27 protein-coding genes are annotated in these 26,104 nt (G+C 73.8%); 10 read left to right on the top strand and 17 right to left on the bottom strand.

Annotation, left to right across the window (positions count from 1 at the left end; all coding sequences use genetic code 11):
* Positions 1–136: 136 nt before the first annotated feature.
* The 4 genes from LPA54_RS15270 to hisI form a co-directional block, all read right to left on the bottom strand.
* A complete protein-coding gene (locus LPA54_RS15270; RefSeq protein WP_228977855.1) occupies positions 137–379 on the bottom strand; it encodes an HGxxPAAW family protein in 243 nt (80 codons plus the stop codon).
* A 125-nt stretch (positions 380–504) separates the two neighbouring features.
* Positions 505–1,158: a TIGR02234 family membrane protein gene (locus tag LPA54_RS15265; RefSeq protein ID WP_228977854.1), complete on the bottom strand. Its 654-nt coding sequence runs from the start codon at positions 1,156–1,158 to the stop codon at positions 505–507.
* Positions 1,158–2,660: an anthranilate synthase component I gene (locus LPA54_RS15260; protein ID WP_228977848.1), complete on the bottom strand. Its 1,503-nt coding sequence runs from the start codon at positions 2,658–2,660 to the stop codon at positions 1,158–1,160. The genes LPA54_RS15265 and LPA54_RS15260 overlap by 1 nt, the downstream gene beginning before the upstream one ends.
* A gap of 11 nt (positions 2,661–2,671) precedes the next feature.
* Positions 2,672–3,022 (bottom strand): phosphoribosyl-AMP cyclohydrolase, encoded by a 351-nt coding sequence (hisI, locus tag LPA54_RS15255; protein WP_228977846.1) that lies wholly within the window; start codon positions 3,020–3,022, stop codon positions 2,672–2,674.
* An 83-nt stretch (positions 3,023–3,105) separates the two neighbouring features.
* Between hisI and LPA54_RS15250 the strand changes: the two genes are divergently transcribed.
* Complete coding sequence (locus LPA54_RS15250; RefSeq protein ID WP_228977844.1) at positions 3,106–3,738, top strand: TIGR03085 family metal-binding protein; 633 nt, start codon at positions 3,106–3,108, stop codon at positions 3,736–3,738.
* A gap of 126 nt (positions 3,739–3,864) precedes the next feature.
* Here the strand turns inward: LPA54_RS15250 and hisF are convergent, their stop codons facing one another.
* The 8 genes from hisF to hisD form a co-directional block, all read right to left on the bottom strand.
* Positions 3,865–4,635, bottom strand: a complete 771-nt coding sequence (hisF, locus tag LPA54_RS15245) for an imidazole glycerol phosphate synthase subunit HisF (RefSeq protein ID WP_228977842.1) — start codon at positions 4,633–4,635, stop codon at positions 3,865–3,867.
* Entirely contained in the window at positions 4,632–5,039 is a 408-nt protein-coding gene (locus tag LPA54_RS15240; protein WP_228977840.1) for a RidA family protein, read from the bottom strand. The genes hisF and LPA54_RS15240 overlap by 4 nt, the downstream gene beginning before the upstream one ends.
* Entirely contained in the window at positions 5,036–5,770 is a 735-nt protein-coding gene (gene priA / locus LPA54_RS15235) for a bifunctional 1-(5-phosphoribosyl)-5-((5-phosphoribosylamino)methylideneamino)imidazole-4-carboxamide isomerase/phosphoribosylanthranilate isomerase PriA (RefSeq protein ID WP_228977839.1), read from the bottom strand. Before priA ends, LPA54_RS15240 begins: the two co-directional genes overlap by 4 nt.
* 77 nt (positions 5,771–5,847) lie before the next feature.
* The gene (hisH, locus tag LPA54_RS15230; protein ID WP_228977836.1) at positions 5,848–6,498 is read right to left on the bottom strand and encodes an imidazole glycerol phosphate synthase subunit HisH; all 651 of its coding nucleotides are present in this window, start codon (positions 6,496–6,498) and stop codon (positions 5,848–5,850) included.
* 14 nt (positions 6,499–6,512) lie between these two features.
* A complete protein-coding gene (locus tag LPA54_RS15225) occupies positions 6,513–6,680 on the bottom strand; it encodes a hypothetical protein (protein ID WP_228977834.1) in 168 nt (55 codons plus the stop codon).
* A complete protein-coding gene (hisB, locus tag LPA54_RS15220) occupies positions 6,677–7,270 on the bottom strand; it encodes an imidazoleglycerol-phosphate dehydratase HisB (RefSeq protein ID WP_138055870.1) in 594 nt (197 codons plus the stop codon). Before hisB ends, LPA54_RS15225 begins: the two co-directional genes overlap by 4 nt.
* On the bottom strand, positions 7,267–8,376 hold the full coding sequence (locus LPA54_RS15215) for a histidinol-phosphate transaminase (protein WP_228977832.1): 1,110 nt from the start codon (positions 8,374–8,376) through the stop codon (positions 7,267–7,269). Before LPA54_RS15215 ends, hisB begins: the two co-directional genes overlap by 4 nt.
* Positions 8,373–9,695, bottom strand: coding sequence for a histidinol dehydrogenase (gene hisD, locus LPA54_RS15210; RefSeq protein ID WP_228977829.1), 1,323 nt, complete (start codon positions 9,693–9,695; stop codon positions 8,373–8,375). Before hisD ends, LPA54_RS15215 begins: the two co-directional genes overlap by 4 nt.
* Positions 9,696–9,854: 159 nt before the next feature.
* On the opposite strand from hisD, the gene LPA54_RS15205 reads away from it, so the two are divergent.
* The 4 genes from LPA54_RS15205 to ybaK all read left to right on the top strand — a co-directional run bounded on the left by LPA54_RS15205 (position 9,855) and on the right by ybaK (position 14,068).
* Positions 9,855–11,483, top strand: coding sequence for an oxidoreductase (locus LPA54_RS15205; protein WP_228977825.1), 1,629 nt, complete (start codon positions 9,855–9,857; stop codon positions 11,481–11,483).
* Between the two features lie 176 nt (positions 11,484–11,659).
* Positions 11,660–12,658, top strand: coding sequence for a hypothetical protein (locus LPA54_RS15200; protein ID WP_228977823.1), 999 nt, complete (start codon positions 11,660–11,662; stop codon positions 12,656–12,658).
* Positions 12,659–12,773: 115 nt separating this feature from the next.
* Entirely contained in the window at positions 12,774–13,514 is a 741-nt protein-coding gene (locus LPA54_RS15195) for an LON peptidase substrate-binding domain-containing protein (protein ID WP_228977821.1), read from the top strand.
* A 56-nt stretch (positions 13,515–13,570) separates the two neighbouring features.
* The gene (ybaK, locus tag LPA54_RS15190; RefSeq protein ID WP_228977818.1) at positions 13,571–14,068 is read left to right on the top strand and encodes a Cys-tRNA(Pro) deacylase; all 498 of its coding nucleotides are present in this window, start codon (positions 13,571–13,573) and stop codon (positions 14,066–14,068) included.
* A 9-nt stretch (positions 14,069–14,077) separates the two neighbouring features.
* Here the strand turns inward: ybaK and LPA54_RS15185 are convergent, their stop codons facing one another.
* The 4 genes from LPA54_RS15185 to LPA54_RS15170 all read right to left on the bottom strand — a co-directional run bounded on the left by LPA54_RS15185 (position 14,078) and on the right by LPA54_RS15170 (position 18,215).
* A complete protein-coding gene (locus LPA54_RS15185) occupies positions 14,078–14,884 on the bottom strand; it encodes a DUF2567 domain-containing protein (protein WP_228977816.1) in 807 nt (268 codons plus the stop codon).
* A 34-nt stretch (positions 14,885–14,918) separates the two neighbouring features.
* Positions 14,919–15,710 carry an ABC transporter permease gene (locus LPA54_RS15180; protein WP_228977996.1) on the bottom strand — a complete coding sequence of 264 codons (792 nt, stop codon included), beginning with the start codon at positions 15,708–15,710 and terminating at the stop codon, positions 14,919–14,921.
* A gap of 130 nt (positions 15,711–15,840) precedes the next feature.
* The gene (locus tag LPA54_RS15175; RefSeq protein ID WP_228977995.1) at positions 15,841–16,806 is read right to left on the bottom strand and encodes an ABC transporter ATP-binding protein; all 966 of its coding nucleotides are present in this window, start codon (positions 16,804–16,806) and stop codon (positions 15,841–15,843) included.
* A gap of 89 nt (positions 16,807–16,895) precedes the next feature.
* Positions 16,896–18,215, bottom strand: a complete 1,320-nt coding sequence (locus tag LPA54_RS15170; RefSeq protein ID WP_228977815.1) for an NYN domain-containing protein — start codon at positions 18,213–18,215, stop codon at positions 16,896–16,898.
* 263 nt (positions 18,216–18,478) lie between these two features.
* On the opposite strand from LPA54_RS15170, the gene LPA54_RS15165 reads away from it, so the two are divergent.
* Positions 18,479–18,643: a hypothetical protein gene (locus tag LPA54_RS15165; RefSeq protein ID WP_228977814.1), complete on the top strand. Its 165-nt coding sequence runs from the start codon at positions 18,479–18,481 to the stop codon at positions 18,641–18,643.
* Between the two features lie 143 nt (positions 18,644–18,786).
* Here LPA54_RS15165 and dnaE read toward each other — a convergent pair whose 3' ends face one another.
* A complete protein-coding gene (gene dnaE, locus LPA54_RS15160; RefSeq protein ID WP_228977812.1) occupies positions 18,787–22,326 on the bottom strand; it encodes a DNA polymerase III subunit alpha in 3,540 nt (1,179 codons plus the stop codon).
* Positions 22,327–22,527: 201 nt separating this feature from the next.
* Between dnaE and LPA54_RS15155 the strand changes: the two genes are divergently transcribed.
* The 4 genes from LPA54_RS15155 (at position 22,528) to LPA54_RS15140 (ending at position 26,082) form a co-directional block, all read left to right on the top strand.
* Positions 22,528–23,859 (top strand): DUF2252 domain-containing protein, encoded by a 1,332-nt coding sequence (locus LPA54_RS15155; protein ID WP_228977810.1) that lies wholly within the window; start codon positions 22,528–22,530, stop codon positions 23,857–23,859.
* Between the two features lie 60 nt (positions 23,860–23,919).
* On the top strand, positions 23,920–24,597 hold the full coding sequence (locus LPA54_RS15150; protein ID WP_228977808.1) for a hypothetical protein: 678 nt from the start codon (positions 23,920–23,922) through the stop codon (positions 24,595–24,597).
* A gap of 54 nt (positions 24,598–24,651) precedes the next feature.
* Positions 24,652–25,491, top strand: coding sequence for a thioredoxin domain-containing protein (locus LPA54_RS15145; protein WP_228977806.1), 840 nt, complete (start codon positions 24,652–24,654; stop codon positions 25,489–25,491).
* A gap of 186 nt (positions 25,492–25,677) precedes the next feature.
* Positions 25,678–26,082, top strand: coding sequence for a hypothetical protein (locus LPA54_RS15140; protein WP_228977804.1), 405 nt, complete (start codon positions 25,678–25,680; stop codon positions 26,080–26,082).
* Positions 26,083–26,104: the final 22 nt, after the last annotated feature.

Genomic DNA, 26,104 nt, shown 5'->3' with positions numbered 1-26,104 from the left:
AGCCGGGCGGGTGCGTCCCGGCCGGGAGCGGGGGTGTCGTGGCGTCCACGCGCCGATTGTCACCGCTCGTACGGGACGGCGCAGCCCGGCCGGGGCCGGGCCGCGCCCCGTGTCGGACCGGGCCGGGCCGGACGGCTCAGGCGTCGGCCGCCGCGCGGCGGCGCGCCTCGGCGTGCTGCTGCGTCTCCTTGGGCATCCCGAGGCCGGCGGCCTTCATCACGGCACCGACGACACCGCCGAGCAGGACGACGCCGATACCGGCCCAGAAGCCGAGCGGGTTGGCCGCCACCATGAAGGCACCGGCGATGCAGAAACCGATGAAGGAGATGGTGACGCCGGTCCAGGCGGCCGGGGTGTGTCCGTGGGCGCTGCCCGCCATGAGTTGCTCCTCGTTGCTGTCGCTCTGTGGTGAGGCCCCGCCGGGTGCGGACGCTCGCCGCCATTCTTCCGCACGCGCGCCCACCGGGTGACCCGGGGGTGGGCCGCACGCGCCGACCGGCGAGGTCAGGTGCCGTCGGTGGGGTCCTCGCCCCGGTCCAGGGCCTTCCACAGCTCCTCGGGCCGCTCGGGGTCGGCCGCGCGCCGGGCGCTCCGCGCGCCGGGGCCGCCGTCGCGCTCGTACCGGCCGGACATCGCCGGCCAGGAGGAGCCGTGGCGCAGGGCGAGGAGCCCCGCGGCGAGGATCAGCAGGGCGGCGACGGCCGTGACGTAGGGCCAGGCCGTCTGGGTGAGGGCGGCGGCGCGCGCGGCGGTGTCGCCGGTGGCGCGGGCGGCCGCCTCGTCGAGCGCCGCGCGGTCGTACGCGCCGGCGACGGCCGCGGCGGCGGCGCCCGCGCCGCTCAGGGCCAGCAGCAGGGCGACGAGGCGCCGGCCGGTCCCGCGCGCGGCGAGGACGGCGACCAGCGCGGCGAGCCCGACGACGGCCAGGGCGGTGGGCGCCCCGGTGATGTCACCGCCGGCCGCCTCCAGGGTGACGGTCCCGCCGGGGCCGGCGACCCGCCCCTCGGTCCAGGTCCGGCCGGAGGCCAGCAGCACGACGGCGGCCCCGGCACCGCCGAGGAGCAGGGCCGCGGCGAGGCTGCGGCGGGCGCCGGCGGGCGCCTCGCCCTGGCCGGTGGCACGGGGCTGGGGTTCGGGTGCGGCACTCACGTACCCCACTATCCCCCATGCCCTCGGACGTGGTTCATCCGGTTGGCCGTGTGCACGGCGCGGAGCACCGCCGCCGCCTTGTTGCGGCACTCGGTGTCCTCCGCGACCGGGTCGGAGTCGGCGACGACGCCGGCGCCCGCCTGCACGTAGGCGGTGCCGTCGCGCAGCAGCGCGGTGCGGATCGCGATGGCGGTGTCCGAGTCGCCGGCGAAGTCGAGGTAGCCCACGGCCCCGCCGTACAGGCCGCGCCGGCTGGGCTCCAGCTCCTCGATGATCTGCATGGCGCGCGGCTTGGGCGCGCCGGAGAGGGTGCCCGCGGGGAAGCAGGCGGTGAGCACGTCGAAGGCGGTGCGGCCCTCGGCGACCCGGCCGGTCACGGTGGAGACGATGTGCATGACGTGCGAGTACCGCTCGATGGACATGAAGTCGACGACCTCGACGGAGCCCGGCTCGCACACCCGGCCCAGGTCGTTGCGGCCGAGGTCGACGAGCATGAGGTGCTCGGCGCGCTCCTTCGGGTCGGCGACGAGCTCGTCGGCGAGGGCCTGGTCCTCCTGCGGGGTGGCGCCGCGCGGCCGGGTGCCGGCGATGGGGTGGACCATGGCCCGCCCGTCCTCGACCTTGACCAGGGCCTCGGGGCTGGAGCCGACGACGTCGAAGCCGTCGAAGCGGAACAGGTACATGTACGGGGAGGGGTTGGTGGCGCGCAGCACCCGGTAGACGTCCAGGGCGCTCGCCGTGCACGGCGTCTCGAACCGCTGCGAGGGCACCACCTGGAACGCCTCGCCGGCGCGGATGCGCTCCTTCACGTCGTCGACGGCCCGCTGGTACGCCTCGCCGCCCCACAGGGCGGTGTACTCGGGGAGCTCCGACGGCGGCAGGGCGGCGGGGGCGGACTCGGCCGGCCCGGTCAGGTCGGCCTGCATGGCGTCGAGCCGGGCGACGGCGTCCGCGTACGCCTCGTCGACGCCGGTCTCCAGGTCGTTGTGGTTGATCGCGTTGGCGATCAACAGCACCGTGCCGTCCCAGTGGTCGAGCACCGCGAGGTCGGAGGTGAGGAGCATGGTCAGCTCGGGCAGCCGCAGGTCGTCCGTGCCGTGGTCGCCGATGCGCTCCAGGCGGCGCACCACGTCGTAGCCGAGGTAGCCGACCATGCCGCCGGTGAAGGGCGGCATCCCCGAGGCCAGGTCGCGGGGGGTGTGCAGGGCCTCGACGGTGGCGCGCAGGGCCGTCAGCGGGTCGCCGTCGACGGGGACGCCGACGGGCGGGGTGCCCAGCCAGTGGGCCTCGCCGTCCCGCGCGGTCAGGGTGGCCGAGCTGCGCACGCCGACGAACGAGTAACGGGACCAGGAGCGGCCGTTCTCGGCGGACTCCAGGAGGAAGGTGCCGGGGCGCTCGGCGGCGAGCTTGCGGTACAGCCCGACCGGGGTGTCGCCGTCCGCGAGCAGGCGGCGGCTGACGGGGATCACTCGGCGGTCGGCCGCCAGCTTGCGGAAGGTCTCGAGGTCCATGGCGCCCGACCCTACTCGCCCAGCGGCAGCACGTCGGCGTCGAAGCACGTGCGGGCGCCGGTGTGGCAGGCGGCGCCCACCTGGTCGACCTTGACGAGGAGGGTGTCGGCGTCGCAGTCGAGCGCGACGGACCTGACGTGCTGGACGTGGCCGGAGGTGTCGCCCTTGACCCAGTACTCCCGGCGGCTGCGCGACCAGTAGGTGCAGCGGCCGGTGGTGAGGGTGCGGTGCAGGGCCTCGTCGTCCATCCAGCCGAGCATGAGCACCTCGCCGGTGTCGTACTGCTGGGCGATGGCCGGGACCAGCCCGTCGGGGCTGCGCTTGAGGCGGGCGGCGATGGCCGGGTCAAGGTTGCTGGTCATGCGGCCATTGTGCCGCGCGGCGGGGGCCGGTTCCGGCCTCGTCCACTGGGCGGACCGGGGGCGGTCCCCTTACCCTTGCGGACATGTCCACCCATGCCAAGCGCGAACGACTGCTCCTCGCCGACCTGTTGGAGGCCGCGGGACCCGACGCTCCGACCCTGTGCGACGGCTGGACCACCCGCGAGCTGGCCGCCCACGTGGTGGTGCGCGAGCGCCGCCCGGACGCGGCGGCCGGCGTGCTGATCGGCCCGCTGCAAGGCCGGCTGGAGCGCGTCCAGGCCGAGTTCGCGGCCAAGCCGTACGCCGAACTCGTGCAGCTGGTCCGGGGCGGGCCGCCCCGGATGTCGCCCTTCTCGATCAAGCAGGTCGACGAGGGGGCGAACACGGTCGAGTTCTACGTCCACGCCGAGGACGTCCGGCGGGCCCAGCCGGAGTGGTCGCCGCGCGAGATCGACCCGGTCTTCGCGGACGCCCTGTGGGCGCGCCTGGAGAAGCTCGCCCGCCTCTCCGCCCGCCGCTGCCCCGTCGGCCTGGTCCTGCGCCGCACCGACGGGCAGACGGCGGTCGCCCGCCGCGGCACGCCCGTGGTGACGGTGACCGGCGAGCCCTCGGAGCTGCTGATGTTCCTCTACGGCCGGCAGGAGGTCGCCCGGGTCGAGCTGGACGGCGACAAGGAGGCGGTGGCGCGGGTGATCGAGGCCAGGCTGGGCATCTGACCGGCGGCCCGTTCCGCGGGGCCCGAGCTCGCGGGGCCGCGTACGGACGGGCCGACCGGCCGCGCCGGCCGGACCGGCCCGTCCGTACGGGACGGCCCGGTGCGGCCGGCGCGCCGGGCCGGTGATTCAGCGGACGGGGTGCCCCGCCTCGCGCAGCGCGGCCTTGACCTCGCCGATCCGCAGGTCGCCGAAGTGGAAGACGGAGGCCGCGAGCACGGCGTCCGCCCCGGCCTCGACGGCGGGCGGGAAGTCGGCGAGCCGGCCGGCGCCGCCGGAGGCGATGACCGGCACGGCGACGTGCCGCCGCACCGCCGCGATCATCGCCGTGTCGTACCCGTCCTTGGTGCCGTCGGCGTCCATGGAGTTGAGCAGGATCTCCCCCGCGCCCAGCTCGGCGGCCCGGTGCGCCCACTCGACGGCGTCGAGGCCGGTGCCCCGGCGCCCGCCGTGCGTGGTGACCTCGAAGCCGGAGGGCGTGCCGCTGCCCTCGGGGCAGCGCCGGGCGTCCACGGAGAGCACGAGGACCTGGCTGCCGAACCGTTCCGACACCTCCCGGATCAGCTCCGGCCGGGCGATGGCGGCGGTGTTCACGCCCACCTTGTCCGCGCCTGCGCGCAGCAGCCGGTCGACGTCGTCGGCGCTGCGCACCCCGCCGCCGACGGTCAGCGGGATGAAGACCTGCTCGGCGGTGCGGCGCACCACGTCGTAGGTGGTCTCCCGGTCGCCGGAGGAGGCCGTGATGTCGAGGAAGGTCAGCTCGTCGGCGCCCTCGGCGTCGTAGAGCCGGGCCATCTCGACGGGGTCGCCCGCGTCACGCAGGTTCTGGAAGTTGACGCCCTTGACGACGCGGCCGTTGTCCACGTCCAGGCAGGGGATCACGCGTACGGCGAGGCTCACGACGCGGTGCCCCCGTCCCCGCGGTACGCCTCGACCTCGACCTCGACGATCAGCCGCGAGTCGACGAGGCCGGCGACGACGAGCATGGACGCGGCGGGGCGGACGGCGTCGAACAGCTCCTTGTGGGCGCGGCCGACCTCCTCCGCGTCCCGGGCGTGCGTGAGGTACATGCGGGTTCGGACGACGTCCTCGGGGCCCAGGCCGAGCTGCGAGAGCGCGGCGAAGGCCATGGAGAAGGAGTTGATCGCCTGCTCGTAGGGGCCGCCGTCGGCGATGGCCCCGTCGACGACGGAGGTGCACCCGGAGACCAGGACCAGACCGTTCGGCAGCTCCACGGCGCGGGAGTAGCCGAACTGCTCCTCCCAGGGCGCGCCGGTCGCCACACGGCGTACGGAGTCGGTCATTCCGCCACCGCCGCGAGCGCCTCTTCCAGGGTGAACGCGCCGGCGTACAGGGCCTTGCCGACGATGGCGCCCTCGACGCCCTCGGGGACGAGCGCGGCGATGGCCCGCAGGTCGTCGAGGGAGGAGACGCCGCCGGAGGCGACGACCGGCTTGTCGGTGGCCGCGCAGACGTTGCGCAGCAGCTCCAGGTTGGGGCCCTGGAGCGTGCCGTCCTTGGCGATGTCGGTGACCACGTACCGGGCGCAGCCCTCGGAGTCGAGGCGGGCCAGCGTCTCGTACAGGTCGCCGCCGTCACGGGTCCAGCCGCGGCCGCGCAGCGTCGTGCCGCGGACGTCCAGGCCGACGGCGATCTTGTCGCCGTGCTCGGCGATGACCTTGGCGACCCACTCGGGGGTCTCCAGGGCGGCGGTGCCGAGGTTGACGCGGGTGCAGCCGGTGGCGAGGGCCGCGGCGAGGGAGGCGTCGTCGCGGATGCCGCCGGACAGCTCCACCTTGACGCCGTGGCCCGCGATGCTGCCGGCCACCTCGGCGATCAGCGCGCGGTTGTCGCCCGTGCCGAACGCGGCGTCGAGGTCGACCAGATGCAGCCACTCGGCGCCCGCGCGCTGCCACGCCAGGGCCGCCTCCAGCGGGGAGCCGTACGACGTCTCCGTGCCGGACTCGCCGTGGACGAGCCGTACGGCCTGGCCGTCCCGGACGTCGACGGCGGGGAGGAGTTCGAGCTTGGTCATCTCAGCGGTCCTAGCCTCTGGGCGGGGTTCGGGCGGATGGGGAGGGGGTGGGGAGGGCGGATCAGGAGGAAGGCGGATCAGAAGGTGTCGAGCCAGTTCGTCAGGAGCTGGGCTCCCGCGTCGCCGGACTTCTCAGGGTGGAACTGCGTCGCCCACAGGGCGCCGTTCTCCACGGCGGCGACGAACCGCTCGCCGTGCGTGGACCAGGTGACCCGCGGCGCCCGCAGGGCGGGGTTGGCGGTTTCGAGGGTCCAGTCGGTCACGGCGTAGGAGTGGACGAAGTAGAACCGCTCGCCGGGGTCGACCCCGGCGAACAGGGCGGAGTCCTCGGGCGCCTCGACGGTGTTCCACCCCATGTGCGGGATGACGGGGGCCTTCAGCGGGCCGACCGTGCCGGGCCACTCGTCGAGGCCGTCGGTCTCGACGCCGTGCTCGACGCCGCGGGCGAAGAGGATCTGCATGCCGACGCAGACGCCCATGACGGGCCGGCCGCCGGCGAGCCGCCGGCCCACGATCCAGTCGCCGCGGGCCTCCCGGAGCCCGGCCATGCAGGCGGAGAAGGCGCCGACGCCGGGGACGAGCAGCCCGTCGGCGTTCATGGCGCGGTCGTAGTCGCGGGTGATCTCGACGTCGGCGCCGACCCGGGCGAGGGCCCGCTCGGCGGAGCGGACGTTGCCGAACCCGTAGTCGAAGACGACGACCTTCTTGCCCGTGCTCGTGCTGCTCATGCCGCTCGATCCGCTCATTCCCAGAGTCCCTGGATGCGCAGGACGCCCGCCGCGAGGCACATCGCCGAGGCGATGGCGAGCAGGACGATCAGCCCCTTGGGCATCCGCTGCTTGCTGAAGGAGTACACGCCGCCGGCGAGGAAGAGGCCGACGACGATGAGGATGGTCGACAGACCCGTCACAGCGCGCCCTTCGTGGAGGGCAGGATGCCGGCGGCCCGCGGGTCGCGCTCGGAGGCGTACCGCAGGGCGCGGGCGAGCGCCTTGAACTGGCACTCGACGATGTGGTGGGCGTTGCGGCCGTAGGGGACGTGGACGTGCAGCGCGATCTGCGCCTGGGCGACGAACGACTCCAGGATGTGCCGGGTCATCGTCGTGTCGTACGCGCCGATCATGGGGGCCATGTTCTCGGGCTCGGTGTGGACCAGGTAGGGGCGGCCGGAGAGGTCGACGGTGACCTGGGCGAGCGACTCGTCCAGCGGGACGGTGCAGTTGCCGAACCGGTAGATGCCCACCTTGTCGCCGAGGGCCTGCTTGAAGGCGGCGCCGAGCGCGAGGGCGGTGTCCTCGATGGTGTGGTGGGAGTCGATGTGCAGGTCGCCGTCGGTCTTCACGGTGAGGTCGAACAGCCCGTGCCGGCCGAGCTGGTCGAGCATGTGGTCGTAGAAGCCGACGCCGGTGGCGACGTCGACCTTGCCGGTGCCGTCGAGGTCTATCTCGACGACGACGGACGTCTCCTTGGTGGTGCGCTCGACGCGTCCTACGCGGCTCATGAGCTCTGCTCCTTCTTCAGTGCGCGAACCGCATCCAGGAACGCGTCGTTCTCTTCGGGCGTGCCGGCCGTGACCCGCAGCCACCCCGGTACGCCGTTGTCGCGGACGAGGACGCCGTGGTCGAGGATGGCGCGCCAGACGGCGTGCGCGTCCTCGAAGCGCCCGAACTGGACGAAGTTGGCGTCCGAGTCGGTGACCTCGTAGCCGGCGGCGCGGAGCTCGTCGACGAGCCGGTCGCGCTCGGCCTTCAGGTGGGCGACGTACCCCAGCAGCGTATCGGTGTGTTCGAGCGCGGCGAGGGCGGTGGCCTGGGTGACGGCGGACAGATGGTACGGCAGGCGGACCAGCTGGACGGCGTCGACGACCGCGGGGTCGGCGGCGAGGTAGCCCAGGCGCAGCCCGGCCGCGCCGAACGCCTTGGACATGGTGCGGGAGACGACGAGGTGCGGCCGGCCCTCGATCAGCGGCAGCAGCGAGGGGCGGTGGCTGAACTCGACGTACGCCTCGTCGACGACGACCAGGGACGGCTTGGCGGCCTGGGCGGCGTCGTGGAGGGCGAGGACCGTCTCGGCGTCGACGGCGGTGCCGGTGGGGTTGTTGGGGGACGTGACGAAGACCACGTCGGGACGGTGCTCGGCGATGGCGCGGGCCGCCGCCTCCACGTCGAGGCCGAAGTCGTCGCGGCGGGGCCCGGAGATCCAGCCGGTGCCGGTGCCGCGCGAGATGAGGCCGTGCATGGAGTACGAGGGCTCGAAGCCCATCGCGGTCCGCCCGGGGCCGCCGAAGGTCTGGAGCAGCTGCTGGAGGACCTCGTTGGAGCCGTTGGCCGCCCACACCTGCGGCGTGCCGACCTCGTGGCCCGTGGTGCGGGTCAGGTAGCGGGCGAGTTCGGTGCGCAGCTCGACGGCGTCCCGGTCGGGGTAGCGGTTGAGGGCGCGCGCCGCCTCGCGGACGCGTTCGGCGATCCGCTCGACCAGGGGCTCGGGCAGCGGGTAGGGGTTCTCGTTGGTGTTGAGGCGTACGGGCACGTCCAGCTGGGGGGCGCCGTAGGGCGACTTGCCGCGCAGCTCGTCGCGGATGGGCAGGTCGTCGATGCGGGTCGTCACTGCCGGGGCACCTTCCACCCGAACCTCGCCTTGATCGCCGCGCCGTGCGCCGGGAGGTCCTCGGCCTCCGCGAGCGTCACCACGTGGTGGGCCACGTCGGCGAGGGCCTCGCGCGTGTAGTCCACGATGTGGATGCCGCGCAGGAAGGACTGCACGGACAGGCCCGAGGAGTGGCAGGCGCAGCCGCCGGTGGGCAGCACGTGGTTGGAGCCGGCGCAGTAGTCGCCGAGGGAGACGGGCGCCCACGGGCCGACGAAGATCGCGCCGGCGTTGCGCACGCGCGCGGCGACGGCGGCGGCGTCGGCGGTCTGGACCTCCAGGTGCTCGGCGCCGTAGGCGTCGACCACGCGCAGGCCCTCCTCGACGCCGTCGACCAGCACGATCGCCGACTGCCTGCCGCGCAGGGCGGGCAGGATCCGGTCCTCGACGTGCCGGGTGGCGTCGATCTGCGGCCCCAGCTCCTTCTCGACGGCGTCGGCCAGGTCGACGGAGTCCGTGACGAGGACGGCGGCGGCGAGCGGGTCGTGCTCGGCCTGGCTGATGAGGTCGGCGGCGACGTGCGCCGGGTCGGCGGTGTCGTCGGCGAGGACGGCGATCTCCGTGGGGCCGGCCTCGGTGTCGATGCCGATCCGGCCGGTGAAGTACCGCTTGGCGGCGGCGACCCAGATGTTGCCCGGTCCGGTGACCATGTCGGCGGGGGCGCAGGACTCCGTGCCGTACGCGAACATGGCGACGGCCTGGGCGCCCCCGACCGCGTACACCTCGTCGACGCCGAGCAGGGCGCAGGCGGCGAGGATCGTGGGGTGCGGAAGGCCGCCGTGCTCCTTCTGCGGCGGGGAGGCGAGGGCGATCGACTCGACGCCCGCCTCCTGAGCCGGGACGGCGTTCATGATCACGGAGGAGGGGTAGACGGAGCGGCCGCCCGGGGCGTACAGCCCGACGCGGCCGACCGGGACCCACTTCTCGGTGACCGTGCCGCCGGGCACGACCTGCGTGGTGTGCGTGGTGCGGCGCTGGGCGCGGTGGACGATCCGGGCGCGGCGGATGGACTCCTCCAGACCGGCGCGGACGGCCGGGTCCAGCTCCTCCAGGGCGCGGGTCAGCGCGGCGGCCGGGACCCGGACCCGGTCGAGGGCGACTCCGTCGAACCGCTGGGCGTAGTCGATCAGAGCCGCGTCGCCCCGATGGTGCACGGCCTCGCAGATGGGCCGCACCTTCTCCAGGGCGGCTTCCACGTCGAACTCGGCACGGGGGAGCAGGTCGCGCAGGGCGCCGCCCGTCGGCAGGGCGTCGCCGCGCAGATCGATACGTGAGATCACGGGTCAATTCTCGCAGACGCCTCCGCGGTACCGGTGGCCCGTATCACTGGCTGATACACGCCACACCACCCGTCGGATGCCACACCTGACAGTTGGCGTTCAGTCCGTCACTCAGCGGGAAGAACAGCCGTACGACCTGGGGAAAGCGAGGGGGCGGCAGTGACCGAGCCGCAGGACGATCGCGATGACGAACTGCCCGGCGACCTGACCCCGGCCGAGCTGGGGATGTGGCAGGCGTTCCGGATCGGCGCCTGGTACGACCTGCGGTCGGGCCATCCGGTGCTGGACGACCCGTTCGCGCCGCGCACCTGGCCCGCGGAGCGCAGCGTCCGGGCGCGGGTGGTGGCCCGGCTGCTGCTGTCGGGGCCGCAGGCCCTGGCGGGGCGCGTGTCGGCGCTGAAGCTGCGCGGGGCGCGCATCACCGGCACGCTCGACCTGGCGGGCGGCACCGTCGACCCGTACGTCGAGCTCCAGGGGTGCGTCTTCGAGCACGAGGTGGTGCTGCCCGAGACGCGGTTCAGCACGCTGCGCCTCGTCGGGTGCGCCGTGCCCCGGCTGGAGGCGGCCCGCCTGCACACCGAGGGCGATCTGCACCTGCCGCGCTGCCGGGTGGCGCGCGGCGTGCGGCTCACCGACGCGCAGATAGGCACCGACCTGCTGATCAGCCAGATCCACGTGCAGCCGGACCGGCGCGGCCGGGCCATCGTCGCGGACGGCCTGACGGTCGCGCAGGACCTCCAGGCGGAGCTGATCGAGACGTACGGGGAGGTGAGCCTGCGGGGCGCGAAGGTGGGGGTCTCGCTGAGCCTGCGCGGCAGCCGGTTGCGCGGCGCCGAGGGACGGCGGGCGCTGAACGCCCCGCAGCTCAGCGTGGAGCGCACGCTGTACCTGACGGGGGCGTGGGTGAGCGAGTCGGTGGGCGGCCCGGAGGACCACCTCGGGGGGACCCCGCCGTACGGCCTGGGCGATGTGAACACCCCGATGCGGGGCACGCGGATGCGGCCCTTCGAGTGCCGGGGCGGGGTGCGGCTGGACGACGGGCGGTTCGGGGACGCGGTCGACCTGCACCAGGCGCGGTTCGTGCTGTCCTCGGCCCGCAGGGAGGAGCTGTCGCTGCGCAGGATCGTCACTCCGGAGCTGCGGTTCACCTCCGAGCGGCCGGAGGAGGGCCGGGTGGTGCTGAACGGCGCGAAGGTCGTCACCCTGGTCGACGAGGCGGCCAGCTGGCCGGGGCCGGGCGGCCTCGCGATCAGCGGGTTCGTCTACGAGAACCTCGTCCCGTACGGCCACTTCCCGCTCGCGCAGCGGCTGGAGTGGGTGGCGGCGGCCACCCCCGAGTACGCCCCGGAGCCGTACGAGCGGCTGGCGGCCGTGCTGCGCGGCAGCGGGGAGGACGCCGACGCCCGGGAGGTGCTGCTGGCCAAGCAGCGGCGCCGCCGCGAGACGCTGCCGCTCGCCGCGAAGACGTGGGGCTTCCTCCAGGACTGGACGGTGGCGTACGGCTACCGGCCCGGCCGGGCGGCGGTGTGGATGGCGGTGCTGTGGGCGGCGGGCGCCTGGGCCTTCTCCTACTACGACCCGGTCCCGATCAAGCAGGACGAGGTCCCCCAGTGGAACGCCGTGCTGTACGCGCTGGACCTGCTGGTGCCGGTGATCAACCTCGGCCAGGAGGGTTACTGGCGGCTGTCGACCGGGTGGCAGTGGGTGTCGACGGTGCTGATCCTCGTGGGGTGGATTCTGGCCACGGCGGTGGCGGCGGGCGCCTCCCGGCTGCTGCGGCGCAGCTGACGCGCGCCGGGGCGGGCGCCGGCCGCCGGGCGGGGCCGCGGCCGGTTCCCGCCCTCCCCTTCCGTGGTCGCGCCGCCGCTTTCTTTACCGCCTCTTGACGTTCGGCAGGACAACCATCCTGCCGCCACGAAAGCTTCACAGTCGCTCTCTGGCGCCGCCTCCACCTGCGCTTTTCAATGGGCGGCACCATGTCTCTGCTCCGCGCCCTGAGGGGCTCCGCACGCACGGTCCGCACCGGCCCGCCGCCCCGCGACGGGCTGCCGCCGGACGGCTCCGTACTGCTGGACGCACCGGACGACAGACTCGGTCCGGCGCTGGTGGCCGCCGCGCTCGGCAACCACATTCCGGCCTCCCGGCTGCTCGCGGCGACCCGCGCCGCCGCCGATTGGGAGTGGCGCGACCGGTACGCCGTGCGGCTCGCCGCGTTCGCCCACAGCCGCGGGGACTGGCTGACGCAGTGGCGCGCGCGCAGCCCGGACGACCCGGACGCGCTGCTCGTCGCCGCGCAGCTCGCCGTCGACCGGGCCTGGGCGTCGCCGGCGCGCGCCGAGCGGCTGCGGGAGGTGGAGCCGGTGGTCCACGCCGCCGCCGAGGCCGCGCCCCTGGACCCGGTGCCGTGGCGGATCGCGTTGGACCACGCGCGCGGCGGCCACGCCCCGGACGGGCTCTTCGAGGCGCTGTGGGAGCAGGCGGTCCGCCGGTCCCCGCACCACCACGGCTGCCACGTGGCGGCCCTGGAGTACCTCTCGGCCCGCTGCCGCGGCTCGCACCAGGCGTGCTTCGACTTCGCCGAGGCGGCCGCGTCCGACGCGCCGCCCGGCTCGCTCGTGCGCGCGCTGCCGCTGCGCGCCGCCCACGCCCAACTGCTGGCGGGCGGCGCGGGCGGGGTCCCGGCGGCGCGGATCGACGCGGCGGCGGACCTGGCCATCGACCTGTCGGCGCGCCGTCCGGTCGGCGACGCCTGGACGGCCGAGACGCGCAACCTGCTGGCGTACGTCCTGATGGCGCGGCGGCGCTGGGGGCCGGCACTGGAGCAGTTCCGGCTGATCGGGGCGCGGGCGACCACGTTCCCGTGGGTGGCGGCCGGTTCGGGGGGCGAGGGCGCGGATCCGCTGGGCCGGTTCCTCGAAGCGCGCGATCTGGTGCGGCGCGCGAGCGTGCGTCGGGCCCGCTGAGACGGCGCGCGGAACCCCACGGCGGCACCGGAGCGCGGCGCGCGGGGCGGCGCGGCGGCATCCGGAGCGCGGACGGCCGGACGGGCCCGGGGCCGCGGCCATTACGCTTGCCGCTGTGACCACCGCTCGCCTGCCCCTCTTCCCGCTGAACGCGGTGCTTTTCCCTGGCCTCGTGCTGCCGCTGAACGTCTTCGAGGAGCGCTACCGCGCCATGATGCGCGAGCTCCTCAAGACCGACGAGTCGCAGCCGCGCCGCTTCGCCGTCGTCGCGATCCGCGACGGCCACGAGGTGGCGCCGTCGGCGCCGGGGCTGCCCGACCAGACGGCGCTGCCGGAGAAGGGCCCCGCCGCGGGCTTCGGCCCCGACCCCGTCCGGGCGTTCCACAGCGTCGGGTGCGTCGCCGACGCGGCGACCATCAGGGAGCGGCCGGACGGCGGCTTCGAGGTGCTGGCGACCGGCACGACCCGGGTGCGGGTGGTGTCGGTCGACACGAGCGGCCCGTTCCTCACGGCCGAGCTGGAGGAGCTGGAGGAGCGGCAGGGCGAGGGCGCGGGCGCGCTCGCCGAAGGGGTGCTTCGGGCGTTCCGCTCGTACCAGAAGCGGCTGGCGGGGGCGCGCGAGCGGTCCCTGGCGACCGGCGCGGAGCTGCCCGACGAGCCGTCGGTGGTGTCGTACCTGGTGGCCGCGGCCGCGGTGCTGGACACGCCGTCGAAGCAGCGGCTGCTCCAGGCGCCCGACACGGCGACCCGGCTGCGCGAGGAGCTGCGCCTGCTGCGCACCGAGACGGCGGTGCTGCGCCATCTGCCCTCGTTGCCGGCGGTCGAGCTGACCCGGGCTCCGACGAGCCCGAACTGACCCGCCGCCGGAGCGCCGGCGCACGCGGGGCGGGGACCGGAACGGAGACGGGGAGCATGGCGAAGAAGACGAGGAAGCAGGCGGGCGGCACCCCGGCGACGGTGGCCCTGACGGCCGCGGGGACGCCCTTCACGGTGCACGAGTACGCGCACGACCCGGCGTCGCCGTCGTACGGCGAGGAGGCGGCCGAGGCGCTGGGCGTCTCCCCCGACCGGGTCTTCAAGACCCTGGTCGCCGACGTCGACGGCACCCTCACCGTGGCCGTGGTGCCCGTGGCGGGCCGGCTGGACCTGAAGGCGCTCGCCGCCGCCGTGGGCGGCAAGCGCGCGGAGATGGCCGACCCGGCGGCCGCCGAGCGGACGACCGGGTACGTCCGGGGCGGCATCTCGCCGCTCGGACAGCGCAAGCGGCTGCCGACGGTCCTGGACGCGTCGGCGTCGCGGCACGAGACGATCTGCGTGTCGGCGGGGCGGCGCGGCCTGGAGGTGGAGCTCGCCCCGGCGCACCTCGCCGAGCTGACGGGCGCCGTCCTCGCCCCCATCGGCCGGGACTGACGCGCCGCGTCAGGCGCCCGGCCCGGACGGCGCGGAGCCGGGGCCTGGGCCGGAGCCGCGCGGCGGGGTGGGCCCGTGCGGGGCGGCGGGGCCGGGGGGCGGAGCCGGCCAGTGCGGAACGGGGCCGTACGGGGTGAGGTCCCACTCCGGCTCGGGGTCGCGGGGGCCGAAGAGCGCCGTGAGCGCCAGGTGGACGGCCATCGCCGCGACCGGCCAGGCGAGCAGCACCCCGTACGCGTGGAGTTCGAGCGGCGCGTCGAAGGTGACGCCCTCGCCTACCGTCCGCGCCCGCGCCACGACGTCGTGCGTCGGGCCGAGGAGGGTGCCCGTGCCCCAGCCCAGCACGGAGCCGAGCACCCCGCCGAGGGCCAGGCCCACCACCACCGCGACGCCGCCGCCGCGCCGGAGGAGGAAGACGGCGAGCGCGCTGACCGCGCCGAACGCCAGACCGAGCAGCAGGAACACGCCGTCCGCGCCGACCGCGTTCTCACCCTCGGAGTCCGCCAGCAGGACGGCCGTACCGTCCGAGACCAGCGGGACGCGCGGCGCCAGCCACACCCACAGCAGGCCCAGCGCGAACCCCGCGACCGCCACCGCGAGCAGCACCACGGCACCCTGCCGCACCTCCGCGGTCACGTCCGGCGCCGCCTCCTCGCCCTTGGCGTACGGGGACGCGGACGCGGACGGGGCCCGCGGCGGCTGCTGCGGCCCCGCGGTGCGGCCGCCGGGCGCGTCGCCCTGGGGCGGGGAGCCGGGAATGTCGTTCGGCACGTGCTCACTCGGTGGCTGGTGGGACGGGGGAAGGGGTGCGGTCACGCTGTCATCGTGCCAGGCACGGCCCGGCGCCGCCTCACCGGACGGCTGCCCGGCGGTAGGCCCAGGTGGCCGCGGCGAGCGAGGCCACGCCGACGGCCGCGCACACGGACAGGTCCAGGGCGACCGCGCCCCAGTCGGGGTGGGTGTCGAAGGTGCGGGCCAGCGCCTCCACCCCGTACGTCGACGGCAGCAGGTCCCGCGCCCAGCCGATCGGCCCCGGCAGCCGGTCCGCCGGCAGGACGCCGAGCAGCAGCGCCGCCGACATGCCGAGCTGGCCGAGCAGGGTGGCGAGTTCCTGGCGCGGGGCGAGCAGCCCGAGCGCGGCGCCGAGCCCCGACAGGGCGGCCCCGGAGAGGGGGATCACCGCCGCGAGCACCCACAGGTGGGTGAGCGGCAACTGGAACAGCAGCGAGCCGGCGACGGCCGTGACGACCGTGCCGGGCACCGTGAAGGACGCGTACGCCCCGGCGGCGCCCAGCACCACCGCCGCGGGTGGCACCGGCAGCGTGGCGTAGTGGTCGAGGCCGCCGCTCGCCCGCAGCTGCCCGAAGTACTGGGCGAGCAGGTTGAGCGCGACGAACGCCACGACGAGGACGGACGACCCCGCGACGACCGCGCGGGCCTCCGCGCCGCCGTCCACGACGCCCCGCATCAGGACCATGATCCCGACGGACTGGAACGTCGCCACGAACAGCAGCGGGATGCGGGCGACCCGCGCCCGGGACAGCTGCGCCCGGTACACGGCCGCGAGCGCCGGCAGCAGCCGGGCGCGGGGTGCGAGGGGCGCCTCCCGGCGCTCGCCCGCCCCGACGGCGGAGGACCGCACGACCCCCGTCGAGAGCGCCTCCACTGGCAGAGTGCTCACCGTTCCCAGCTCCTGTCCTCGCCGTCGACGCCGTCGACGCTCCTGACACTGTCGACGCCCTGGCCGGGCCGCCCGTCCCGCCCGTGCGCGTTCATGACTTGACCAGCCCCTTCGCCTCGCCGCCGAGTGCCAGGTAGACGTCCTCCAGGCTCGGCGTCGCCAGGGTGAAGTCGTCGAGCGCGGCGAACGCCGCGCCGCCGGTGACCGCGGCCACCGCGGCCCGTGCCTCGTCCGGCGCCAGCCGCAGCACCCAGCGGCGCCCCGACTCGTGGGCGGACGCCCGCAGCGCCGCCACCTCGGGCACCTCCAGCGGGGCCCGCTCCCGCCACACCAGGTCGACGCGCACCTCGCCGGCCACGCGCTCCTTCAGCCCGGCCGGGGTGTCGCAGGCGATGACCCGGCCGCGCTCCAGCACGGCGACGCGGTCAAGGACCGTCTCGGCCTCGATGACGTTGTGGGTGACCAGCACCACCGTCGCGCCGTGCTCGGCGCGGCGCCGGTCCACGGCGGCCCACACGGCACGGCGGGCGATGGGGTCCATGCCGGCGGTCGGCTCATCGAGGACGAGCAGGGGCCGCTCGCCGACGAGCGCCGCGGCGAAGCAGGCCAGCCGGCGCTGACCGCCGGAGAGCCTCTTCAGGGGACGCGAGGCGAGTTCCCCGAGCCCCAGTTCGGCGAGGACGGCGTCGCGCTCGGCCCGCGCGTCGCGGGCGGACAGGCCGCGCAGCCGGCCGGTGGTCTCGGCGGCCAGGGCCACGGTCAGCTCGTCGAGGGCGGTGGACTCCTGGCCGAGGTAGCCGATGAGGCGGGCGGCGCGGTCGGGGTGGCGGACCAGGTCGTGCCCGAGCACCTCGACGGTGCCGGAGTCGGGGCGCATCAGTCCGGTGAGCTGGCGCACGAGGGTGGACTTGCCGGCGCCGTTGGGCCCGAGCAGCCCGAAGATCTCCCCGCCCCGCACCTCGAGGCTGACCCCGTCGGTGGCCCGGACCTCGGGTGTCGCGGGCCTGCCTCGTCCGCCGCGCGCGGCGGGGTACGTCTTCACCAGATCCCGCACCACGCACACCGTACTCACGAGGGATGAGCCTAAGGGGTCCCGGACCCCGGATCGCGCCCGGGGCGGCGCTGCGCGGCCCGCCACGCCCGCCGCTACTCCCCGGCCACGGGGTTTCCGGCCGCCGCGCGCACGTCGATCTCGCGCCAGAAACCGGCCCGGATCGCGTACCGGTCGTGCTCGTCGATCTGGTCGTCCTTGTGCGCGAGGAGGCCGAAGCGGGCGGCGTAGCGCAGGAGCTCGCCGTCGATGCGGTGCGGGATGCGCGGGTACATGCCGGAGAGCCTCTGGACGTGGCACTGCTCGGGCAGGCGCTCCATCCAGCGGCGGGCGAAGACCTGGCCCACCTCGAAGGGGTCGCCGCCGACGGTGGTGATGTCCTCCTCGCGGTCCGCCCAGCGCTGCTCCGCGCTGGTGAGCTGCGCGAGGGTGGGCAGGGACGCGGTCTCGGGCGGTTCGCCGAGGGCCCCGCCGGGGCGGTCGATCCAGCCGCGGTCGGACGACCAGCGCAGGGTGGCGTTGGCCGGTCCGGTGGACGGCTGGGCGGGCTGCTGGGCGGGGGCGCGCAGGCCGGCCAGGTCCTTGGGTGTGGGGACGACGCGCCCGGTCCCGGAGGGCGCGGCGGGCTGGTGGGCGGTGGCGGGGGCGGCGCCGCTCGTGCCGGGGGGCGTCCCGTCGGCCGGGGCGGGCGGCGGGGCGGGCGGCGCGGCCGGCGCGGGGACGGGACGGGCGGGATCGACGTGCGGGCGGGGCGCGGCGTCGGAGGCGCGTTCGGCCGCGGCGAGCGCCGCCTCGGGCAGGGGCGCGGCGAGGATGGCGGCGATCTCGGGGCGCGGGACGGGCGGCGGGGCGCAGGGGCCGGTGAGGTCCTTGGCCCGGACGGCGCGGGTGATCCAGGCGCGGTCGAGGACGCGGCGCTCGTCGGCCTCGGCGACGAGGTCCTCGGACTGGTTGTAGTCCCCGTCGGCGGCCTGGACGGCCCAGAGGTGGACGGCGACGCCGTGCTCCTTGGCCGACATCAGGCCGGGCAGCAGGTCGCCGTCGCCGGTGACGAGCACGACGTCGGAGCAGGCGCGGTTGCGGGCCAGCTCCGTCAGTTCGGCGTGCATGGCGGCGTCGACGCCCTTCTGCGCCCAGCGGCCGTCGCTGCGGGTCAGGGCGCCGAGCCGGACGGTCACGCGCGGCATCACGCGGAGCCTGCGGTGCTCCGGCTGGGGGACGCGGTCGGGGGCGCCGTCGAACCAGTAGATGCGCAGCAGCGGCTGCGCGGTGTCGGCCTCGGCGCGTTCGCGCAGCGCGCGGATGAGGGCGGAGTGGTCGACGGTGATCCGGGAGCGGGCCGGTTCCCCGGCGAGAAGGCTGGCGGCGGCGCCGAGCAGATAGCCGGCGTCCACGAGCACGACGCAGCGGTCCACGTGTTCCACCCTCTTTCGGGAACCTCGGGATCGGAGTTGCTTCGGGTTTCCATCGAGTCTGCCCGACTGTCCGGATCCTGACGGCCGGAGCGCGATCATCGGCGTGGCGCCTCACCGTAGTGCCTGTCGACGCCTCCTGACTACGGCCTCCCCGGGGCGGGGAGGGGGTGGCTACGGTGGGCAATGATCCAAAATGCGCGCTCCATACCGGTATGTGAGTCTGGTCGCGGTCCTGGCCCCCACATCCCACAGGAGGCACCACCATGGCCAAGCACCGGAAGTCCGAGCGCCAGCAGTCCCCGGCGGAGCGCGGCAGCCAGCAGTCCCGTGACACCTCGATGGAGCGGCAGACGGAGCAGCGGGCGACGTCGGTGACGCCGGCGGACGTCGCGCAGAAGGGGCGGCAGAAGAGGTTCGGTCACAACTGACGCGGCGGTCCGACGACCGTGTCGAGCGTGTGACCGGCAGAGGTCATACGGAAGGGGCGCGCCCGTGACGACGGGCGCGCCCCTTGGGCGTGATCGGTGGCCGGTACGGCGGCGACTGCGGGCGGCGGGCGTCTCTCGGCCGCTCAGCCGGCCAGGCAGGACGGGCCGAGGAGGACCTTCAGGTCGCCGTAGAGGGCCGGGTCGGGTTGGACGCGGTGCCGGTCGAGGCGGAGCACGGTGGTCTTGCGCGGGCCCTGGAGCTTGATCCGCACCTCGGTGTTCCCCTTGTGGTGGCTGAGGATCTCCCCGAGGCGGCTGATCATGGGCGGGGTGACCTTCACGGTGGGGATGGTGAGGACGACCGGCGCGTTGGTGCCCGCCGAGGAGAGGTCGGGGACCATCAGCTCCATGGCGACCAGCCGGGGGACGTCCTCGCGCTTGTCGAGGCGGCCCTTGACGAAGACGACGGTGTCCTCGACCAGCTGGGTGGAGACCAGCTGGTAGGTGGCGGGGAAGAACATGCACTCGATGGAGCCGGCGAGGTCCTCGACGGTGGCGATGGCCCAGGCGTTGCCCTGCTTGGTCATCTTCCGCTGGAGGCCGGAGATGATGCCGCCGATGGTGACGACCGCGCCGTCGCCGTGCTCCCCGCCGGTCAGCTGGGAGATCGCGGCGTCGGACTTGTCCGACAGGACGTGCTCGATGCCGAAGAGCGGGTGGTCGGAGACGTAGAGGCCGAGCATCTCCCGCTCCTGGGCGAGCAGGTAGGACTTCTCCCACTCGATGTCGGAGAACTCCACGTCCAGGCCGAAGCCCGGCTCGTCGGCGCCCTCCTCCCCCATCCCGCCGAAGAGGTCGAACTGGCCCTCGGCCTCCTTACGCTTGACCGCGACCACGTTGTCGATCATCGGCTCGTGGTGGGCGACGAGGCTCTTGCGGGTGTGGCCCATCTCGTCGAAGGCGCCGGCCTTGATCAGCGACTCGACCGTGCGCTTGTTGCAGACGACGACCTCGACCTTGTCGAGGAAGTCGGGGAAGGAGGAGTACTTCCCCTTCGCCTTGCGGCACTTGATGATCGACTCGACGACGTTCGTGCCGACGTTCCGCACGGCGGAGAGGCCGAAGAGGATCACGTCGTCGCCCTGGGCGGCGAAGTTGGACTCGGACTCGTTGACGTTGGGCGGGAGGACCTTGATCCCCATGCGGCGGCACTCGTTGAGGTAGACGGCCGACTTGTCCTTGTCGTCCTTGACCGAGGTGAGCAGCGCCGCCATGTACTCGGCGGGGTGGTTGGCCTTGAGGTACGCCGTCCAGTACGAGACGAGCCCGTACGCCGCGGAGTGCGCCTTGTTGAACGCGTAGCCGGCGAAGGGGACCAGCACGTCCCACAGCGCCTGGATGGCCTCGTCGCTGTAACCGTTCCTCTTGGCGCCGGCCTGGAAGATCGTGAAGTTCTTCGCCAGCTCCTCGGGCTTCTTCTTGCCCATGACGCGGCGGAGGATGTCGGCCTCGCCGAGCGAGTACCCGGCGATGATCTGGGCGGCCTTCTGCACCTGCTCCTGGTAGACGATCAGGCCGTGGGTGACGCCGAGGACCTCCCGGAGCGGCTCCTCCAGCTCCGGGTGGATCGGGGTGATCTCCTGCTGGCCGTTCTTGCGGAGCGCGTAGTTCGTGTGCGAGTTCATGCCCATCGGGCCCGGCCGGTACAGGGCCGAGACGGCGGAGATGTCCTCGAAGTTGTCGGGCTTCATCAGCCGCAGCAGGGACCGCATGGGCCCGCCGTCGAACTGGAAGACGCCGAGGGTGTCGCCGCGCTGGAGCAGCTCGAAGGTGGTCGGGTCGTCGAGCGGGAGGCCGAGGAGGTCGATGTCGATCCCCTTGTTGGCCTTCACCATCTTGACGGCGTCGTCCATGATCGTGAGGTTGCGCAGGCCGAGGAAGTCCATCTTCAGCAGGCCGAGCGACTCACAGCTCGGGTAGTCCCACTGGGTGATGGTCACGCCGTCGGTGTGCCTCACCCAGACGGGGACGTGCTCGGTGATGGTCTCGCTGGACATGATCACGCCGGCGGCGTGCACGCCCATCTGCCGCACCAGGCCCTCCACGCCGCGCGCGGTGTCGATGACCTTCTTCACGTCCGGCTCGTTCTCGTACATCGCGCGGACCTCGCCCGCCTCCGAGTACCGGGGGTGGGAGGGGTCGGTGATGCCGGAGAGCGGGATGCCCTTGCCGAGGACGTCGGCGGGCATGGCCTTGGTGATGCGGTCGCCCATCGCGTACGGGTAGCCCAGCACGCGCGCCGAGTCCTTGATGGCGTTCTTCGCCTTGATGGTGCCGTACGTGCCGATCATGGCGACCTTGTCGGCGCCGTACTTCTCCGTCACGTACCGGATCACCTCGACGCGCCTGCGCTCGTCGAAGTCGATGTCGACGTCGGGCATGGAGACGCGCTCGGGGTTGAGGAAGCGCTCGAAGATCAGGCCGTGCGGGATGGGGTCGAGGTCGGTGATGCCCAGGGCGTACGCCACGATCGAGCCGGCCGCCGAGCCGCGGCCGGGGCCGACGGCGATGCCCTGGTTCTTCGCCCACATGATGAAGTCGGCGACGACGAGGAAGTACCCCGGGAACCCCATCTGGATGATGACGTCCATCTCGTACTCGACCTGCCGCCGGCGGTCCTCGGGGATGCCGCCGGGGAAGCGGCGCTGCATGCCCCGCTGGACCTCCTCGCGGAACCAGCTGACCTCGGTGTGCCCCTCGGGGATGTCGAACTTCGGCATGAGGTCGCGCTTCTCGAACATGCCGGTGGTGTCGACCTGCTCCGCGACGAGGAGCGTGTTGCGGCAGCCCTCCTGCCAGGCGTCCGAGGCGTCGATGGCGTACATCTCGTCCGTGGACTTGAGGTAGTAGCCGGTGCCGTCGAACTTGAAGCGGTCGGGGTCGGAGAGGTTCTTGCCGGTCTGGATGCACAGCAGGGCGTCGTGGGCGCCGGCCTCGTGCGCGTGGGTGTAGTGCGAGTCGTTGGTGACCAGCGGGGGGATGCCGAGCTTCTTGCCGATCTCCAGCAGGCCGTCGCGGACGCGGCGCTCGATCTCGATGCCGTGGTCCATCAGCTCCAGGAAGTACCGGTCCTTGCCGAAGATGTCCTGGTACTCGGAGGCGGACTTCAGGGCCTCGTCGAACTGGCCGAGGCGCAGCCGGGTCTGCAGCTCGCCGGAGGGGCAGCCGGTGGAGGCGATCAGCCCCTCCGACCACTGGGAGATGGTCTCCTTGTCCATGCGCGGCCACTTCTGCAGCCAGCCCTCCTTGTACGCGTCGGAGGAGAGCCGGAAGAGGTTGTGCAGGCCGGTGGCGTTCGCCGCCCAGATCGTCTTGTGCGTGTAGCCGCCGGAACCGGAGACGTCGTCGCGCTTCTGGTGCGGCTGGCCCCACTGGACCTTGCGCTTGTTGCGGCGCGACTCGGGCGCCACGTACGCCTCGATGCCGATGATCGGGGTGACCCCCGCCTTCTTCGCCGAGTGGAAGAAGTCGTACGCCCCGTGGAGGTTGCCGTGGTCGCTCATGGCGATGTGGGTCATGCCCATGTCGTTGCACGCGGCGAACATGTCCTTGAGCCGCGCGGCACCGTCCAGCAGCGAGTACTGGGTGTGGACGTGAAGGTGCGTGAACGGCGGCTTCGACACGGCTGCGGCCTCCGGGGGCGGGGAGAGTCGGGAGACGGGGGACAGCTGGGAAGTCTACGGCTCCCCACTGACAACGGGCGTCCCGCGCGGGGCGCGGCCCGGGCACTCGGGGGCGGGTCCGCACGTTGAGCGGACGGTACGACCCGTCCGTTTTGTCATGCACGTCCTTGAGGGCGTGCGCGTGTCAGGAGGCACCCGACGATGCCGGTCCCGCAGCCCACCGCACAGGAGCGCGGCGAGCAGATACTCTCCGTTTTCGACACCGCCTTCGGGGAGCTGCTGGCGGCGGACCCGGCGGCCTTCCGGGTCAAGTTCCGGAAGATGGCGCACTCCGCCTTCGCGTTCTACCGGGGCTCCGCGTGCCTCTTCTACGCCGACCTGGACGGCGAGGAGCGCGAGGGCGGCCCGTTCCTGGACGAGCGGACCGCCCGGGTGTGGATCCACGGCGACCTGCACGCGGAGAACTTCGGCACGTACATGGACGCCCACGGCCGGCTCGTCTTCAACGTCAACGACTTCGACGAGGCGTACGTCGGCCCCTTCACCTGGGACCTCAAGCGCCTCGCCGCCTCCCTGGCGCTCCTCGGGTACGCCAAGGCGTTCAGCGACAGGCAGATCACCGAGCTGGTACGGCTGTGCGCCGCCGCCTACCGGGAGCGGATCCACGCCCTGGCCGTCGGGGCCCGCGACGAGGCGGTCTCGCCGTTCACGCTGCGGACCGCGCAGGGCCCGCTCCTGGACGCCCTGCACGAGGCCCGGGCGCTCACCCGCTTCGGCCTGCTCGCCACCATGACGGAGATCCGCGACTTCGAGCGCCGCTTCTCGCCCGGGGGCGGGGCGGTCGACCTGGACGCGGCCACCCGCTACAAGGTGCTGGACGCCTTCGACGGGTACCTGGAGACCCTGCCCCCGTCGAGCCTGGGCCGCCCCGACTCGTACCGGGTCAAGGACGTGGTGGGGCGGCGCGGCATCGGCATCGGCTCGGCGGGGCTGCCCTCGTACAACATCCTGCTGGAGGGCAACAGCGACGCCCTGGAGAACGACGTCGTGATCTACATGAAGCAGGGGCAGGTCCCGGCGGTCTCCCGGCACGTGACCGACCCGGCGGTGCGCGGGTACTTCCACCACGAGGGCCACCGCACGGTCATCTCGCAGCGGGCGCTCCAGGCGCACGCCGACCCGTGGCTGGGCTGGACGGAGCTGGACGGCGCCGGCCAGCTGGTGGCGGAGGTCTCCCCGTACGCCGTGGACCTGGACTGGTCGGACGTCGACGACCCGGACGAGACGGCCGCGACCGTCGCCGACCTGGGGCGGGCCGCGGCGGCGATGCACGCGGCCGCCGACGACGAGAGCGGCCACTCGCTGGTGCCGTTCTCCACGGAGCGGGCCATCGACGCGGTGATCGCCGCGGACGAGGAGGGGTTCGTGGAGATGCTGGTCGACTTCGCACACGCCTACGGGGCCCGCGCGCGGGCCGACCACGCGATCTTCGTCGACCTCTTCCGTAACGGTCGGATTCCGGGACTCCGCTGATCATCACCTTTTAGGGGCCCCTTACAGTCGCGCGTGGCACACTCTCGGACGATGGACGACATGGCCGGGACCCAGCTCAGGGGGGCGCGGGCAGCGATCTTCACGGCTCTGGTCGTGACGCTGTCCGCCGCCTCCCACGTGCTGCTCTCCCGGGTGCCGCTCCCGCTGACCGCTGTGCTGCTCGTCGCGGCCGGGGTCTTCGCCGTCGCCTACGCGCTGGCCGGCCGGGAGCGCGGCTTCTGGCCCATAGCGGGGCTGCTCGTCCCGCTGGAGCTGGCCGCGGACACCGCGTTCACCGCGGGGCAGCACGCCTGCTATGGCCTCTCGGGCGGCCCGGTGGCCGGCTCGCTGCGCGCGGTCGGCGTCGACGTGCTCTGCGGTGACGCGGTGGGCACGCCCCTGTCGGGGGTCGCCGTGCCCGAGACGGCGGCGGCCGCGCTCCTGCACTCCGCCGACCCGTCGGTGCCGTGGCTGCTGCTGGCCGCGCACGTCGCGGTGGGGCTGCTCGCCGCGGCGTGGCTGCGGCGGGGCGAGGCGGCGCTGGCGCGGGTGCTGCGCGCGGTGGCGGTGTCGACGTTCCGTCCGCTGCTGGTGGCCTGGGCGGTGGTCTCCGCCCGGGGGCTCGCGCCCCGGGCGACGCCGCGCGCCGGCGCCCGCCCGCGCACCGCCGCGCACCGCCGGCTGCTGGTGCACTCCGTCGGGCGGAGGGGACCGCCGCGCCGGGCCGTCACGGCCTGACCCGGCATTCCTCGGACACGACCATCCCCCACACACGACGGAGAAGACACCACCATGAGCGCACGCAACAAGCAGGCCAACAAGGCAGCGGCCCGCGAACGGCTCCGCGAGGAGCGGGCGCGCCAGGCCAAGCGGGAGAAGACGCGGCGGCAGATCACCGTCGGCGTCTCCGTCCTGGCCGCGCTCGGCCTCGCGGCCGGCATCGGCTACGCGGTCGTCCAGGCCAACAAGCCCTCCCACTGGGAGGCCGCCAAGCAGGTGAAGGACGTCAAGGCGCCGAAGAACACCACCGGCGAGAACGGCACCACGGTCGTCATCGGCAAGCCGGGCGCGAAGAAGACCCTCCAGCTCTTCGAGGACTCGCGCTGCCCGGTCTGCGCCATCTTCGAGCAGCAGGTCGGCCCGACCCTGGAGAAGGACGTCGAGGCGGGCAAGTACAAGATCCAGTATGTGGGTGCCACCTTCCTCGACGGCGACTCCATCGAGAAGGGCCGGATCGGCTCGAACGGCGAGGGCTCGAAGAACGCCCTGTCGGCGCTGGGCGCCGCGCTCGACGTGAGCCCTGACGCGTTCATGAAGTTCAAGGCGGCGATGTACTCGACGAAGTTCCACCCGGAGGAGTCGAAGGACGAGCTCGGCAAGGACTCGTACATCCTGAAGATCGCCGAGGCGGTCCCGGCACTCAAGGACAACGCCGCGTTCAAGAAGAACGTCGAGGAGGGCACCTTCGACGCCTGGGCGCTGAAGATGTCCGAGACCTTCGACAAGAGCGGCGTCACGGGCACCCCGAGCCTGAGGATGGACGGCAAGCCGGTGACGGACGCGAACGGCAAGAACGCGCCCATGACGGCGGCCGAGTTCACCACGGCGATGGAGAAGGCCCTGAAGGGCTGATCAGAGGCGTACCCCGCGGAGGGGGAGGCGGGGCCGTGACGGCCGCGCCTCCCCCTCCCCCTGTTTTCGGCCGCATTCCCGACCGCCCCCGCGCGGGGTGGCCCCCAACTCGGTTGACACGCCACGGACTTCGAAGAAAGATCGTTTCCGCATGATCATCTGAACAGAAACGGGAGGGATGCAGTCATGCGCGTCAACACCAGGATGAAGAAGCGGGGAGCCGTCGTGGCCGCCGCCGCGGGCGCCGCGTTCGTGATGGGCGTCAGCCCGGCCATGGCCGGCACGGACGCCATCGCCTACACCAACGACGCCGGCTGGGGCGGCTGGGCCAAGTTCGTCTCCAACGGCGACCGCCTCGACGTCTGCGACACGCGGGCGGACGGCAAGAGGGTCCACGGCGAGCTCCACTACCGCACCTCGACCGGTAGCTACCGGCAGGTGGTCCAGGACGCCAACGGCGCGGACAACAGCTGCGGGAGCGGGAGCTGGGACCTCCCCGAGGGCACCAAGGTGACCGTGCGCGTCTGCCTCAAGGACGGGGCGGACGGCCGCGAGGAGTTCTGCGCCACCAAGCAGGGCGGCGTCGCCTGACATCGGCCTCGCCCCACCGCGA

Source organism: Streptomyces sp. DH12, from assembly GCF_020873895.1.
Classification (GTDB): domain Bacteria; phylum Actinomycetota; class Actinomycetes; order Streptomycetales; family Streptomycetaceae; genus Streptomyces.
Note: the sequence above shows the minus strand (reverse complement) of the source record. Positions and strands in the feature narration are given on the sequence as shown.

Bases quoted from the DNA above. Each gene is read 5' to 3' on its own strand.
- LPA54_RS15200 (WP_228977823.1), top strand. From the start codon at position 11,660: ATGGGCGGCACCATGTCTCTGCTCCGCGCCCTGAGGGGCTCCGCACGC.
- LPA54_RS15145 (WP_228977806.1), top strand. From the start codon at position 24,652: ATGAGCGCACGCAACAAGCAGGCCAACAAGGCAGCGGCCCGCGAACGG.
- LPA54_RS15155 (WP_228977810.1), top strand. From the start codon at position 22,528: ATGCCGGTCCCGCAGCCCACCGCACAGGAGCGCGGCGAGCAGATACTC.
- LPA54_RS15250 (WP_228977844.1), top strand. From the start codon at position 3,106: ATGTCCACCCATGCCAAGCGCGAACGACTGCTCCTCGCCGACCTGTTG.
- hisH (WP_228977836.1), bottom strand. From the start codon at position 6,498: ATGAGCAGCACGAGCACGGGCAAGAAGGTCGTCGTCTTCGACTACGGG.
- LPA54_RS15165 (WP_228977814.1), top strand. From the start codon at position 18,479: ATGGCCAAGCACCGGAAGTCCGAGCGCCAGCAGTCCCCGGCGGAGCGC.
- LPA54_RS15240 (WP_228977840.1), bottom strand. From the start codon at position 5,039: ATGACCGACTCCGTACGCCGTGTGGCGACCGGCGCGCCCTGGGAGGAG.
- hisI (WP_228977846.1), bottom strand. From the start codon at position 3,022: ATGACCAGCAACCTTGACCCGGCCATCGCCGCCCGCCTCAAGCGCAGC.
- hisB (WP_138055870.1), bottom strand. From the start codon at position 7,270: ATGAGCCGCGTAGGACGCGTCGAGCGCACCACCAAGGAGACGTCCGTC.
- LPA54_RS15270 (WP_228977855.1), bottom strand. From the start codon at position 379: ATGGCGGGCAGCGCCCACGGACACACCCCGGCCGCCTGGACCGGCGTC.
- LPA54_RS15150 (WP_228977808.1), top strand. From the start codon at position 23,920: ATGGCCGGGACCCAGCTCAGGGGGGCGCGGGCAGCGATCTTCACGGCT.
- LPA54_RS15140 (WP_228977804.1), top strand. From the start codon at position 25,678: ATGCGCGTCAACACCAGGATGAAGAAGCGGGGAGCCGTCGTGGCCGCC.
- LPA54_RS15260 (WP_228977848.1), bottom strand. From the start codon at position 2,660: ATGGACCTCGAGACCTTCCGCAAGCTGGCGGCCGACCGCCGAGTGATC.
- ybaK (WP_228977818.1), top strand. From the start codon at position 13,571: ATGGCGAAGAAGACGAGGAAGCAGGCGGGCGGCACCCCGGCGACGGTG.
- priA (WP_228977839.1), bottom strand. From the start codon at position 5,770: ATGACCAAGCTCGAACTCCTCCCCGCCGTCGACGTCCGGGACGGCCAG.